Consider the following 13,312-nt stretch of genomic DNA (forward strand, 5'->3'; position numbering starts at 1 on the left):
ATACTCTGACTATCCTGAGAGAGGAGGAAAAACTAAAGATTGGATCAGAAAAAAGCTGGCTTATTTTTTAAGCAATTAAGACACGAAAAACAAATGACACAAGAACAGCTTGCTAACGTTTTTAATGTAAGCACAAGAACTATATCCAGATGGGAAAACGGAACCAACCTACCGGATATTTCTCTTCTGGTTGAGATTGCGGATTTCTATGATGTAGATGTTAGAGAACTCATTGAAGGAGAGAGAAAAAGCGAGATGATGAATGAAGAAGTAAAAGAGGTTGCCGAAAAGATGGCGGATTATGCCGGCACCGAAAAGGGCAAGCTTTTTAAATGGGTAAGAGCGATCAGTTTAATTGGAACAATTCTGCTGACTATAGCCATAGTACTTCAGTGCATAAACTATGAGCCAAATCTAACAAGAAGCTTTGCCATTGCATTGACATTTTTAGGTCTTGTGGCACTAGCCATAACGACGCTCTATGCAAACGGTATATTAAGTAATCTCGTGAAGAAAAAAGGCTTTGTTATAAAAGTGGTAGTTCTTGTCCTCATTATTATAAGCATGCGATATATGATCATGAGTGCGCTTATTGTGGTGATTGGTATTTACGATTCCTCAAAGCCTTTTGATAAGAAAACCGGAATAGAAAACTATGATAAAAACTATTTCCTTGAAACCTACAGCGGAGACCTGGATAGCGGACTTTTTGTTTTTCCGGATGATACGGAAAATGCCCTTACTACAGAGTTCGAATCTTCCATGAAAACAGGACTTTTTGATACGGACGGAAGCATTTTTCTTACAGCTATTTATTCAGATGAGGATTTTGACAGTGAAGTAAAGCGACTGTCAGAGATAACCTGCACGGTTTTTGATACAGATTTTGAGGACAGCGATTACCATATCGGTGAGGTAAAATACGATGCGGACAGTTACAATTTTCCGGCGTATGTGACTTCGGATGGTTATAAAAATGTCTATGAATACGCCCTTATTGACGATGCTGACAACGAGATTATTTACGTATATCTGTCCTATCCCGATGTGACAAATGCAAGTCTTGCCGCACACCTGGATTATTTAAAAAAGGACAAAGCTTCATATGTTATCAAGGGTTCTACTTTGAATGAATTCTCAATTTACAGCTTCCACTTCAAGGATGATATCTGGTGCGAGTATACGCCGGGGGATGAAGAACGAGAGCTTTTAGGAAATCAGAGATAAAAGTTTAAAATTTTTGCAACATTATCCAAGGTTCATCTGTATATAAGGTATAAGGCACTTTTAGTGATAAAGGGAGATGAACATTATGAAAAAGATGATAAGCATAAAAAACATGACAATATGCTCTGTACTAACAGCTTCAATGCTCACAGGTTGTGCGGCTATGAGTAATTCCAGCTTATTGGCGCATACGGGAGATGAGATGGTGCAGAAGGTTTCCATTCAGGAAGAGGATACACCTCTTTCTGAAGCTGGGAATGATACTAAAAATAAAAAGAATACATCTGTTATGGTAAACACTGAGGCAACAGCTGACTTTGACAAGGCTCTTATGGAATTTGTTGAATCAGCAGGTTTTGCAGAAGAGAATTACATGGTTTCACCCACATCCTTCAGAGCTGCTCTGGCGCTCGCTGTAGCAGGCGCGGACACAAAAACCAAGGATGAACTGATTCATGCGATGGGCTTTATCGACATGGATGAAGTAAATGCATGGTATGCGTCTGTTTCACAGATAATTGATGATTTTGATGCAGATATCGCTGCAGACGTTAAGGAATTCAAGCAGAACCAGGAGTGGTTCCCTGAGGATGCGAAAAAGCCTGAAGGATCACTCGTTATGCTGAATTCCATCTGGCACAATACTGACCGCAACGGAAAGTTCGGTAAGGAGTATGTAAAGTATGTAGAGAAGAACTATGGTGCTAAGGCTTATGATGTAAACTCCAAAAAGATAACAGAGAAGGTAAATCAGTGGGTAAATGATGGAACGAATGGACTTATACCTTCCATATCCAATGATCTGTCAAATGTAAATGCGGTACTGATAAATACTCTTTACCTTAAGAGCTCATGGGTGAGCAGTTTTGATAAGTATTCAACCAGCTCCGACACATTTACAACTGTAAAGGGTGAAAAAGTAGAAAAGGAATTCATGAATCAGCAGGAGAGATTCAGATTCTATGAGGATACAAAGGGAAAGCTTGTTGTTCTTCCTCTAAATGGCGGCGTGGAAGCAGTGTTCGTACTCGGAGACGTAGGTAATGTTCAGGAAGCTATGAAAAAGGCCTCTTACGAGGACGTTATCGTAAAGCTTCCTAAATTCGAGACGGAAAGCTCCTTTAGTCAGAATGAGTTTATAGATTTCCTTAAGGGAAGAGGCGTGAAGCTCGCATTTGATGTGGATGCTGATTTTTCAGTAATGTGTCCCGACACTCAGTGGATGATTTCAGATATCATTCAGAAAACAAAGATAAAGGTTGATGAGGACGGCCTTGAAGCTGCAGCTGCAACAGCCATTATGATGGTTGATGGTTGCAGTCCGATAGAAGAGGAACCTAAGGAATTTGTAGCAGATCATCCTTTCAAGTTCTATATTTGCGGTGGAGAGGGCGATACGGAAGTTTTGTTCTGTGGACAGATAGTGGAGTAAAGAAGAGTTGGACTTATAATATTAAGCTTAATATTGACGTGAGAAGAAGGGTGTTGGGGAGTTATGAAAATTGTAACGGCTTTTGATTCTTTTAAAGGGAGCGTTTCTTCAATTGAGGCTGGAAATGCAGCCAAAGAAGGCTTTTCGAGAGTGAGCGGAGACGTCGAAACCATAGTTCGTCCGCTGGCGGATGGGGGCGAGGGTACCGTATATGCCCTTGTCACAGGAACTGGCGGACGTTTTGAAGATGTATCTGTCACAGGGCCACTGATGGAAAAAGTATGCTGCAGATACGGGATCATCCCAGGGAATGTCGCAGTAATAGAGATGAGCGGAGCTGCAGGAATAACACTTGTTTCTAATGAGCAGAGGAATCCGCTAAATACAACAACCTACGGCGTTGGTGAAGTCATTCTTGATGCGATAAATAAGGGCTGCAGGAAATTCATAATAGGTATAGGCGGTAGCGCTACTAATGATGGTGGAGTCGGGATGCTGACCGCTCTTGGCTTTGATTTTCTTGATTCTGAGGGAAAAAAGATTGCTCCCGGCGCAGCGGGACTTAAGGATTTAAAGACTATTTCCTGCGATAATGCATGTCCCACGCTTGCAGAGTGCGATTTCCAGGTAGCATGCGATGTGACCAATCCTCTTTGTGGCGATAACGGCTGCAGTGCAGTTTTCGGACCACAGAAGGGTGCGGACAGCAGGATGATAGAATATATGGATAAGTGGCTTGGTATCTATGCGGCCTTGGCGAAGGAGGTAATTCCTGATGCTGATCCTGACATACCGGGTAGCGGAGCCGCAGGCGGGATGGGATTTGCACTGAGGACATTTCTTGGAGCCAATCTCGAAAGTGGAATTGATATTATACTCAGGGAAACCGCCCTTGAGGATTACATAAAAGATGCAGACCTTGTTGTCACCGGTGAAGGCATGCTGGATGCCCAGACCTCTATGGGCAAAGCTCCTGCTGGTGTCGCAAAGCTTGCAAAAAAGCATGGAAAAACCGTTATAGCAATTGCCGGCGCAGTGACAGCTGATGCAGGAAGGTGTAACCAGCAGGGAATTGATGCGTTTTTCCCGGCACTCCGGAGAGCCTGCTCACTGGATGAAGCAATGGATAAGGATAATGCGATGAAAAATATCGCAGACACAGCGGAGCAGGCATTGAGACTGATATATGCTACAAAAAAAGCATAGAAAAGGAACAGACTGATGACATTACAACAACTGACATATCTTACTACGGTGGCAGAATGTGGGAATATTACGGAGGCAGCTGAAAGACTGTTCATTTCACAGCCCAGCCTTAGCACAGCAATACACAATCTTGAAAAAGAGATGGGCATCACAGCCTTTGTGCGCTCTAATAAGGGCGTTGTTGCAACACGGGAGGGTGAGGAGCTGCTGTCGTTTGCAAGACAGCTCCTGGAACAGGCAGACAATATGAAGGAGCATTTCGGAGCCGGCGGAGGAATGAGCCCTAAGTTTTCTGTTTCCTGTCAGCACTATTCCTTTGCGGTAAAGGCTTTTGTGGATTTGATCAAGGCATACGATGCAGATCAATACAGCTTCATAATCAGGGAGACTCAGACCGGCGAGATCATAGATGACGTGGCAAGCGGGAAGAGCGAGCTCGGAGTAATCTATCTTTCACAGCACAACGAAGAGATTCTCAGCAAGCTAATAAAAAAGAATAACCTTGTGTATGAAGAACTACTCGTCTCCGGGCCTCATGTTTTCATATGTAAAGACCATCCCTTGGCAAAGAAAAATATGATAAAAATGGATGACCTTAAGCCGTATCCCTATCTTGTATATGAGCAGGGGAATCGTAATTCTTTCTATTTTGCAGAAGAGTTTGTCAGCGTTCTGGATTTCCCGAAAATCATCCAGGTTCGAGACAGGGCAACACTTTTCAACCTTGTTATTGGGTTAAATGGCTTTACCGTAAGCAGCGGAATTATCGATCGGAAGCTTAATGGCAGTAGTATCATAGCCAAACCACTTGATATCGATAGGGATATGCATATTGGTATATTGAAAAAGAAGAATGCCATACTAAGCAGATACGCAGATTCATATGTTGCAGCTCTTAAAAAGCATCTCTCCATAGATTGAAACTATGAAGAAGCCAGCATTAAAAGTATTAGCTGGTATAAATAATAATTGATAGAATACCCTCCATGAGAGATGAATGGAGGATATTTTTATGAGCAGAATAACTACACCGTATAGATACGATTTTGTGGGCAGCTTTTTAAGACCGCAGGCACTGAAGGACGCCAAAGAGGCATTCCAGGCAGGAGAGATAACCAAGGAAGAATTGGACAGGGTTATCGATGAGGAAATCACAAAAGTCGTAGCGAAGCAGAAGGAGCTTGGGTTTCATGTAATCACAGACGGAGAGTTCAGGAGAACCTTCTGGCATCTTGATTTTATGTGGGGATTTGAAGGAGTGGAGCATGAGCACACAGGCAAGGGAGTGCAGTTCAACGGAGTTCTTGCGGTGCTTGATGATACATATTTAGTCGGTAAGATTAAAGCAAAGAAGCATCCTTTTGTTGAGTATTTTAAATTCCTCAAGCAGTTCGAGGATGAAAATACGGTTGCAAAATACACTATACCGGCACCTGCTCAGACATTCCAGCAGATGATCATACCTGCTAATTATGAAACCACAAGGAAATTCTATCCTACAAATGAGGAGCTCATTGAGGATATAGGCAAAGCATATCAGGATGTTATAAAGCAGTTCTATGATGCAGGCTGCAGGAATCTTCAGCTGGATGACTGCACATGGGGTGCGATAGTTGGAGATGCTGCAAAGCAGAGATATAAGGCATTGGGAATTGATCTTGAGGAAGTTAAGGCGCAGCTTTTGAAGGTAAATAATCTCGCTTTGGAAGCAAAACCTGATGATATGATAATCACATCCCATATCTGCAGGGGAAATTATAACTCTGCGTATTTTACGAGTGGAGCATACGATACGGTGGCAGACTATGTTTTCGCGCAAGAGAACGTGGATGCTCTTTTCCTTGAATATGATGACGAGCGCTCCGGAGGATTTATTCCACTTGGAAAGGTTTCAGAGGATAAGAAGGTTGTGCTGGGACTTATCACAACTAAGACACCGGAACTTGAGGATAAAGAGGCCGTCATTGCCAGAATCAGGGAGGCGGCGCAGTATATCCCGCTCGAGAGACTGTGCTTAAGCCCGCAATGCGGCTTTGCATCCTGTGAGATTGGCAATAAGCTTACTGAAGAAGAGCAGTGGGAGAAGCTCAGACTGGTAAAAGAGATAGCGGAAGAGGTGTGGAATTAAAAAATTGAAAACAGGTTTTTTATACGACTGGTTCTGAGGCCAATTCAGTGTAAAGCAGTTCATTATCTGTGAAAACAGAAGGAACTGCTTTCTTTGTGTGTTACTATAAATACAGAAAAATGAATTATAAAGGCAAAAATTGTTTGGAAAATAGTGAGGAAGAGGAGACGCATGAAAATAGTAATCCACGATCTTGATGAGAACTTCCATAATAGGGTTAGTGCTCGATTTTCAGATGTTATATGGGCTGATGGGAAATATGCACCCTGTCAGGGATGCTTTGATTGTTGGACCAGACATCCTGCGACCTGCGGTATGAAGGACTCCCTGCACCAGATATGCAGGGTTATCGGACAGACAGATGATCTCGTGCTGATAACTGAGAATTATTACGGCGGCTACAGCACAGCAGTTAAGAACATACTGGACAGGGCTATTGGAGCTTCGACACCTATGAGCACCTATCGCGGATGGGAGATGCATCATGCTCTCAGGTATGGCAAAAAGGGCGTTTTTAAGGTAATAGTCTACGGCGATATCAATGATAAAGAGAAAAGTACGTGGAAATTGATGGTCGAGAGAAACCGTTTAAATCATGGATATCAGTCTGCCGAGCTAGAATTTGTGCCTGATATCACTGCTCTGGAGGTATCAAAGATATGAAGACGGTTTTTATAGATTGCAGTCCTAAGAAAAGACTTTCAGCATCAGGTTTTGTAGCTGCCATGACAGGTCTTTTCGTTTTTGGAAGCAAAAAGATGATGAAGCTTCGCACAAAAGCGGACTACGACAATATTTTAAAGGAGCTTGAGGACGCGGATGCAGTAGTATTTACAATGCCGTTATACGTAGACGGTGTCCCTTCACATGTACTTCCTTTTCTGAAAAAGATGGAGACCTGGTGTAAAAATCTCAATCCTGAAATCAATGTATATGTTATCGCAAATAACGGCTTCATTGAAGGCAGACAGAATGAGCCGCTTATGCAGATCATGGAGAACTTTTGCATAAGGTGCGGAATAAAGTGGTGCGGCGGCCTGGGAATAGGCGGTGGAGTCATGATGAACGTGATGCGTATCATGATTGTTGTGATTTTCGCACTCGCGATATTGAATCTTCTGCTTACAGGCATCAGAACAGGAAACTTTCTGGACAACGGTATTCTTACAAATCTGCTTAAAGACGTGGCAGAGGCCCTGTTCTTTGGTTGTGGAATAATAACGTTTGATATTTGGATTGCAACCTGCATCAATCGCAGGAAGGAATATGGAAAGCACTATACAAGAATAATGCTTCCTTCATTCTTGTTCATCCTTGGAGCAGATATGTTTTTCACGGTTGTTTCCATCATAAAGGGCGGTATATTCCGCGGATGGTTTTCAAAGAAAAAACCTGATGAAGGAGGTTATAAAGAATATGAAAAAGTGGTATGACGAAGAATATGAATTCACAGTTGAAGTGACAGGATTCCTGCATGGTGACACTACTGAGCATTATTGCCGAAACGGTGAAGAAATCGGTGATGTTTACAAATGCACCTATGGTTGTCCCGTTAATAAGGATGGTTATGGCATCTGCTCCAAGACCATGATGATGCTCTTTCCGCTAATGGAAGCCGTTAGAAGTGGCGGAGATCTCGAAAATGTGGGTGGTGACGGCAAGTATAGCAAAACTGTAGTCTGCCCCGATGGCTGCGTAATGTTCAAACTGACAGCTAAACCTTTGGGTAACGAGAACTTCTATAAGGGTAAGTTTTGGAGTTATCCCGATGAGACAGTATAAGCTGGTATCTACTTGACCCAGCTTTGAATTTCAATATATGACACGTAGTTTTTGGCTCATTTTATGCCCTTCACTACGTGTCTTTTCTATATCTGAGCAAAAGTCGCTTAATCGATGCCTCCGTAGGGACATTTTCTACGTGAAAAATCTATGGATGATAGTAATGTCGCGGAAATTCTACCAGAAGGACATTTTTGGCTACTTGACTTTTCATAATTTGATAAAAATATCTAGTAAAGCCCAAAGCCCAAAGTCCAAAGCCCAAAGCCCAAAGACCATCACTGCAGGAATTCAGGAATCCCCAAACATAATTTGATCAAAATTTGCCCCCAAACAATATTTAGTCTCCAAAATCCTTCTCCCCACAGCATAGTCTTTATACTTTTTTTACAAAAGAAATAAACGCAAAATGATAAAATAATACTATGCTGCAATACCTAAAGGATGTGCGCAATGCACATGAAAAGGCAGGCATCAACAAAACAGGGACACCCACCTGTAGGAGGGATATATGATTTCTTTACTTTTGTCTTTTGCGGTGCTCATTATTGGATATTTTGTGTACGGACATATAGTAGAAAAAGTATTTAAGCCTGATGACAGGGAAACACCGGCTTACGCGAAGAAGGATGGTGTGGATTTCATTCCGATGCCCACCTGGAAGGTATTTCTGGTGCAGCTTCTTAATATTGCCGGCACGGGGCCGATTTTCGGTGCGCTTATGGGAGCGTGCTTTGGGCCGGTGGTTTTCCTATGGATAATATTCGGATCAGTTCTTGGTGGTGGAGTTCATGATTACATGAGCGGAATGATCTCCGAGAGAAATAATGGTGCGTCGATCGCTAATCTGAGCGGTATTTATCTGGGAACCTTCGCAAAGTGGAGTATGCGTATTTTCTCTATTGTTCTGCTTGTTCTTACAGGAACGGTATTTGTCACTTCCCCGGCGGCTCTCCTTACAAAGCTGACACCGCCTATGTTTGGCAATCCGTTCTGGTATATTGTGATCCTTGGTTATTATGTTCTTGCGACCATGTTTCCAATCGATAAAATAATCGGTAAAATCTATCCGGTTTTTGGAGTAATGCTCATTATCATGGCAGTGGGCATCATGGGCGGAATTATTGTAGGCGGTTATAAAATTCCGGAAATAACATTTCAGAATCTGCACCCGGAGGGGCTTCCGGTCTGGCCGTTTATGTTTGTAACGGTTGCCTGTGGAGCTATCTCAGGCTTTCATTCCACGCAGTCACCACTGGTGGCTAAGTGCATAACCTCTGAAAAGCACGGACGAAAAGTGTTCTATGGAGCCATGCTCTCAGAAGCTGTAATTGCCCTTATCTGGGCTGCAGGCGGCGTGGCCTTTTATGGAACAACCGGTGGGCTTCAGGCTGCTATTTCAGAGATGGGGCAGTCCGGAGTGGTTTATGATATTGCGACCGGATTACTTGGAAAGGTTGGAGGAGTACTGGCGATTGTAGGAGTTGTAGCATGTCCTATCACATCAGGTGATACTGCGTTCCGCTCTGCCAGACTTATTCTTGCTGAGATAACCAAACTGGATCAAAAGAAGATAAGATGCCGTCTTGACATCACCTTACCGTTGCTGGGACTTGGAGGCTTTCTGACCCAGCTTGATTTCAATGTTCTCTGGAGATATTTTTCATGGAGTAATCAGACTCTGGCGATGATATCACTCTGGGTCGCAACAGCATATCTGCTTAGAGAAAACAAAAATAAATTAGCCAGCCTTCTTACCGCGCTTCCTGCAACCTTTATGACAGCGGTAAGCGTAACCTACATATTTATGGCAGACGAGGGACTCGGATTAAGCGCAGCTATTGGTTATAATACGGGAGTAGTTACTGCCTTTGCATTTTTTGTTTTCTATTTTTACCACGTTATCGCGTATAATAAGAAGAGCGTTAACAAGAATTAAAAAGACTGAAAAATATTACGGGAGATATAAGCATGCGACAGTCTAGTAAGCTGCTTTCACTCATGCAGCATTGTAATTCTCAGGTAACTGCGAAGTTTCAGTAAATAAGATAAAATCCTGACTGTTAAACACCCCAGCCTGCACTTTTAAAAGCGTGGTCTGGGGTGTTACTATATATAATATCCAAGAAAAAAGTTAGGGGGAACGGGGCCATGATGTTAATTGATTTCCATATTGTAGCGTTTTTCTTTCAGATTTTACTTCCGGCAATGTTGATTTCCGGCGGTATTGCCATCCTTACATGGATTATCATTTTGCTGGCAAGAAGCAAATGGTTCAAGGGGAAATATTTGAAATGGACTCTCCTGGGAATTGCGCTTGTGATAGCCGCTTCTGTGGGGATATATCATTTTAAGGAAAGCGCTCGTCAGAAAGCTCTGGGACGATATCCGGATATAGTTTTCACAGGAACAAAGACTGTAAATAATAAAGAAACCAAAGTGGTGAACGGTCGCTGGGACAGTAGCAGTAATACCTATGAGAAGATCAGTGAAGTCAGTGAAGAGGATGCGCAGGATGAATCCTATAAGTTCATTGATACCGATACCGGCGAAGAAATACATGTATCCAGGTATTGTTATAACCCGGATAAAACGGCTATCTATTATTCAAATGGAGGAAATATATATAAGTACATTCCCGATGAAGACACCTATAAAAAAGTCGGAAATGCTGAGGGTTCAAATGATTTACTGTTAAGCAAAATGGTTTTTACAGCTGATGAGAGGAATGCCTATTTTTTCGGTACGGGTTATCATGATGGAAAAATAAGGAGAAATCTGTACTGGTTTAATATTCCTTTGGGAAGGGCTACAGTCATCGATGTAACAATAAATAAGTTTTATGATCTGGCGCTGTCGCCTGATGAAAAGTCCATCATCTTTATCGGAGATGGAAAAATCATGAAATATGATCTTGAAACCAAAAGGTATACTGCGCTTTTAACTGAGGCAAATCCTGATAAGTTATGGGGCCAGGGAAATTATAATGTGAAGGTTTCAGAGGATGGCAGATATATTATGTATTACTTAAGACAAATGCTGAAGAATTCATGGGTTTATGTCTATGATACCCAAACGGGAAAAACCGAAAAGGTTATAAATACCGATATGTGCAGAATATCTGACGCGGACTGGGCAAAGTAAAATAGAGAGCAAAAATATAGGACTGTGGCATGATTGCCACAGTCCTATTTGGTTATTATGGGAAAAGCAATGGATATTCTGTTTAAAAATTCTCACTAAGATATAAAGAAACTCTGCTTTGGATTACATCCGCAACTTCCTGGGCTGATTTCTGGTCTTCATAAAAGGCGCCGGCTTCTTCGGAAATAATGTCGTTTACCTTCAACTCATAGCTCTCGATATCTGTAACCGATTCAATAAAATCTACAACCTGCTGAGTTTCTTCCTTGGAGAGCTCGGTTATCTCAACTTCAATATCACCTATACCCCAAACACTACCACCTTCTACCTTTTTGCCATCTTCATCGATATAGTAGGGTTTTTCCTGAGCCTTGGCAGCAAGTGCATCAAGCGCGCTTCGTCTTATGGGTAAGCCCCATTCAACATTATTCTGATAATCATCCAGTATAAAGGATCTCATGAACTCCCAGGCAGCCTCTTTGTTCTTGGAATCGTGATTCATCGCCAGTCTGACAAAGGGTCTGATGAAGGACTTTCCGCCATCTGCAGTGGGGAAGCCGTTGAATTCCACATCTGTTCCAAAGTATCCCTTTTTCAGGACCTGATAATCTTCAAAGGAAGTGAGGAAGTACTCATATAGTAACGACTTCTTTTCTCTGTAAAAGGTTTCAAAATCTTCATACTCAAAGCCTGTTTCCTCGGAAGTAGCAGGGAACTGCTTTACAAACTGCAAAAAGCTTATGAAGTCATCGGAATCGAAGCTGCAGGTGCCCTGTGCGTAATCGACAAAGGTATTGCCGATGGTGGAGTACAGGGATACAGCCATCTCTCTGGTCTGAGAGCCCATTCCCAGCTGGGGATCCATGCCATTGCTCTTACAAATGTCCTCATAATTAGAGAGGGTAACTGTCTGATCGCCTACGACATCCTTTGATACTACGCAGGTGTCGATTCCATAAAGTGGCAAAATAGAGTACATCTTGCCATCAATCTTTGTGGAGTCCAGTATATTCTGTAAAAAGTCCTGGGTATTGAGCTCTGGATCGTTATCAAAATATGAATCCAATGGCTCGATAGCACCTTTTTCCACATAGCTCTCGAGGGGCATATCGAAATCAACGACAAGCATGTCCGGACCGCAGCCCTGGGTGAGATCGAGACCTATGCGCTTTAAAACCTCATCATATGCTGCTACAGTATCCTCAGTTAAGGATTCACCATAATCGATTATCTGAATCTTGTATTTATCGCTCTTTTTATTGAACTTCACGACCTGACTTCTGACAGAATCAGGTACATAGACTACGCCCAGAGTCAGTGTTTCCTTGTCCTTTACATCAGACGCGTTAACCTTGGTCATGCATCCAAGGGCTGAGTCGCCGTTGTCATCACGATTAACTATAAAAAAGGTTCCATCAGGCGCTTCACAGATATAATTCATGTAGCAGGAGAGGATATCAGAGGATGTGTAGTCACATACAAGGGTTGTTTCCTCATCCCCCAAGTTGAAGGCTACGATTTTGGCATAGTCCTCGTAGTAAAAATCGTAGGATTCTCCGGGATATATATTGCTGCCATAAACACCATTAGGAAGCAAAAACTCCTCATCAAACTCCATTTTTTCCGGATTGTATTTTTTAACACGATATCTATTATCGTCACTGGAATCATCCTCTGACAGATATACATCGCCAGTCTTGGAGGCAAAAAGTGATCCGTAATAATATTCTTCGCCGTTATCCTTCTTAATAACAACACGGCCCTCACCTGTATTCTCGTCATAGAGGGAAATGTTACCCTCGGCGCAGGTCATTATTCCTTTATCCTTAAGGTAAGCTACTGACTGGACGTAATTATTTAGGTCCTCCTCTGTCAGCGGAGCTTCCCAGATCGGTTCCCCTTCAGAGGAAAGCTTTACGATTGAACCTTTCTTTTTACCATCGGATTCTTCGCTATTTTCAACTTTAAAAATATAGACATTGTCATTCTGATCACCGGCTAAATTGTCTATGTCCTCATTTTTTCCAAGAACAAAAGGAATCTCGGAGACCTCTCCGGTTGACAGTGACACCTTGAATAGCTGTCTGTTCACGTTCTCTGTCTCATACATGTTGGCAGTAAGGAAGAGGTAATCCTTTCCTCTGCCCATGTAGTTTATGCTGTATTTCCCGGTGATAGGAAGCTCGATATTCTCAAGGTTATAGATATGCTCTTTATCAGCTTCTGCAGTTGCCGGACTGGTACTGATAACCGATGCGTCATTCTTTTTTCCACATGCACATAAAAAGACCGCGGAACACATGAATATGGCTATTACTCTGAACAAATTCTCTTTTTTCATAACTATCTCCTTAATTGCGTGTTACGTGTACTAGATGAACTAGTACACTTGT

At 42.4% G+C, this 13,312-nt stretch carries 11 protein-coding genes; 10 read left to right on the plus strand and 1 reads right to left on the minus strand.

Features of this window, described 5'->3' with window-relative positions; genetic code table 11:
• Nucleotides 1-93 precede the first annotated feature (93 nt).
• From G587_RS24330 to G587_RS0108205, 10 genes are all read left to right on the plus strand, one after another.
• Nucleotides 94-1,227, plus strand: a complete 1,134-nt coding sequence (locus tag G587_RS24330) for a helix-turn-helix domain-containing protein (protein ID WP_081679382.1) — start codon at nt 94-96, stop codon at nt 1,225-1,227.
• A gap of 85 nt (nt 1,228-1,312) precedes the next feature.
• A complete protein-coding gene (locus tag G587_RS0108165; protein WP_026491835.1) occupies nt 1,313-2,659 on the plus strand; it encodes a serpin family protein in 1,347 nt (448 codons plus the stop codon).
• Nucleotides 2,660-2,722: 63 nt separating this feature from the next.
• Entirely contained in the window at nt 2,723-3,865 is a 1,143-nt protein-coding gene (locus G587_RS0108170; protein WP_026491836.1) for a glycerate kinase, read from the plus strand.
• A 15-nt stretch (nt 3,866-3,880) separates the two neighbouring features.
• Nucleotides 3,881-4,786: a LysR family transcriptional regulator gene (locus G587_RS0108175; RefSeq protein ID WP_026491837.1), complete on the plus strand. Its 906-nt coding sequence runs from the start codon at nt 3,881-3,883 to the stop codon at nt 4,784-4,786.
• A gap of 91 nt (nt 4,787-4,877) precedes the next feature.
• Nucleotides 4,878-5,993: a 5-methyltetrahydropteroyltriglutamate--homocysteine S-methyltransferase gene (locus G587_RS0108180; protein ID WP_026491838.1), complete on the plus strand. Its 1,116-nt coding sequence runs from the start codon at nt 4,878-4,880 to the stop codon at nt 5,991-5,993.
• A 171-nt stretch (nt 5,994-6,164) separates the two neighbouring features.
• Complete coding sequence (locus G587_RS0108185; RefSeq protein ID WP_026491839.1) at nt 6,165-6,656, plus strand: NAD(P)H-dependent oxidoreductase; 492 nt, start codon at nt 6,165-6,167, stop codon at nt 6,654-6,656.
• A complete protein-coding gene (locus G587_RS24335; protein WP_051200901.1) occupies nt 6,653-7,426 on the plus strand; it encodes a hypothetical protein in 774 nt (257 codons plus the stop codon). The genes G587_RS0108185 and G587_RS24335 overlap by 4 nt, the downstream gene beginning before the upstream one ends.
• Nucleotides 7,410-7,775, plus strand: coding sequence for a TIGR04076 family protein (locus G587_RS0108195; RefSeq protein ID WP_026491840.1), 366 nt, complete (start codon nt 7,410-7,412; stop codon nt 7,773-7,775). Before G587_RS24335 ends, G587_RS0108195 begins: the two co-directional genes overlap by 17 nt.
• A 511-nt stretch (nt 7,776-8,286) precedes the next feature.
• Nucleotides 8,287-9,714: a carbon starvation CstA family protein gene (locus tag G587_RS21980; protein ID WP_051200902.1), complete on the plus strand. Its 1,428-nt coding sequence runs from the start codon at nt 8,287-8,289 to the stop codon at nt 9,712-9,714.
• A gap of 212 nt (nt 9,715-9,926) precedes the next feature.
• Nucleotides 9,927-10,919 (plus strand): hypothetical protein, encoded by a 993-nt coding sequence (locus tag G587_RS0108205; RefSeq protein ID WP_026491841.1) that lies wholly within the window; start codon nt 9,927-9,929, stop codon nt 10,917-10,919.
• An 82-nt stretch (nt 10,920-11,001) separates the two neighbouring features.
• Here G587_RS0108205 and G587_RS0108210 read toward each other — a convergent pair whose 3' ends face one another.
• Complete coding sequence (locus tag G587_RS0108210; RefSeq protein WP_026491842.1) at nt 11,002-13,260, minus strand: ABC transporter substrate-binding protein; 2,259 nt, start codon at nt 13,258-13,260, stop codon at nt 11,002-11,004.
• Nucleotides 13,261-13,312: the final 52 nt, after the last annotated feature.

Origin of the sequence: Butyrivibrio sp. XPD2002 (assembly GCF_000423945.1) — a bacterium.
Classification (GTDB): Bacteria; Bacillota; Clostridia; order Lachnospirales; family Lachnospiraceae; genus Butyrivibrio.

What these genes read in the sequence shown, in the direction of transcription:
- G587_RS0108165 (WP_026491835.1), top strand. Translation starts at nt 1,313, where the DNA reads ATGAAAAAGATGATAAGCATAAAAAACATGACAATATGCTCTGTACTA.
- G587_RS0108180 (WP_026491838.1), top strand. Translation starts at nt 4,878, where the DNA reads ATGAGCAGAATAACTACACCGTATAGATACGATTTTGTGGGCAGCTTT.
- G587_RS0108205 (WP_026491841.1), top strand. Translation starts at nt 9,927, where the DNA reads ATGATGTTAATTGATTTCCATATTGTAGCGTTTTTCTTTCAGATTTTA.
- G587_RS0108170 (WP_026491836.1), top strand. Translation starts at nt 2,723, where the DNA reads ATGAAAATTGTAACGGCTTTTGATTCTTTTAAAGGGAGCGTTTCTTCA.
- G587_RS24335 (WP_051200901.1), top strand. Translation starts at nt 6,653, where the DNA reads ATGAAGACGGTTTTTATAGATTGCAGTCCTAAGAAAAGACTTTCAGCA.
- G587_RS21980 (WP_051200902.1), top strand. Translation starts at nt 8,287, where the DNA reads ATGATTTCTTTACTTTTGTCTTTTGCGGTGCTCATTATTGGATATTTT.
- G587_RS0108195 (WP_026491840.1), top strand. Translation starts at nt 7,410, where the DNA reads ATGAAAAAGTGGTATGACGAAGAATATGAATTCACAGTTGAAGTGACA.
- G587_RS0108175 (WP_026491837.1), top strand. Translation starts at nt 3,881, where the DNA reads ATGACATTACAACAACTGACATATCTTACTACGGTGGCAGAATGTGGG.
- G587_RS24330 (WP_081679382.1), top strand. Translation starts at nt 94, where the DNA reads ATGACACAAGAACAGCTTGCTAACGTTTTTAATGTAAGCACAAGAACT.
- G587_RS0108185 (WP_026491839.1), top strand. Translation starts at nt 6,165, where the DNA reads ATGAAAATAGTAATCCACGATCTTGATGAGAACTTCCATAATAGGGTT.
- G587_RS0108210 (WP_026491842.1), bottom strand. Translation starts at nt 13,260, where the DNA reads ATGAAAAAAGAGAATTTGTTCAGAGTAATAGCCATATTCATGTGTTCC.